The following is a 520-nucleotide window of genomic DNA, read 5'->3' as shown; positions in this document are numbered from 1 at the left end:
TGATGGTGTCAGCAACAGCCGCTTGGGACGGTAAAACCGATACCGCTGTCGGTAACGTTTTGGGCTCAAACATTGCTAACATTGCCCTAATCCTAGGTATTACTGCGCTGATCAAACCTCTTTCTATTAGCTCTGCAGTTATCCGTCGCGAATTACCATTAATGATCGCAGTAACCGTACTAGCCGGGATTTTACTGTGGAACAGCCACCTTGGTTTTTATGAAGGTGTCTTACTATTTGTTCTGTTTGGTGCTTTTTTATTTGCTATGTTGCAAATCAGCCGCAAAGAACAAAAATCTGGCGATGCGTTTCTTGAAGATCAAGAATCATAAATCCCACAAGGCGTTAGCAACCCTAAGGCCATCATGTGGGTGGTTATCGGTTTAATATTGCTTCCTTTGGCAGCAAGCCTGCTGGTCGATAATGCGGTTATTATTGCTAAGCATTTCGGCATGAGCGACCTAGTGATCGGTCTGACAATTATTGCCATCGGTACGAGTCTTCCTGAGCTTGCAGCATC

General features: G+C 44.8%; 1 pseudogene. It reads left to right on the top strand.

Annotated features, from left to right (window positions below):
- Nucleotides 1–520 (top strand): annotated as a pseudogene (locus R7E38_RS23380) (calcium/sodium antiporter); the annotation flags it as partial.

The sequence above is a fragment of the Vibrio sp. Vb2131 genome, assembly GCF_033338535.1.
GTDB lineage: Bacteria > Pseudomonadota > Gammaproteobacteria > Enterobacterales > Vibrionaceae > Vibrio > Vibrio alginolyticus.
Note: the sequence above shows the minus strand (reverse complement) of the source record. Positions and strands in the feature narration are given on the sequence as shown.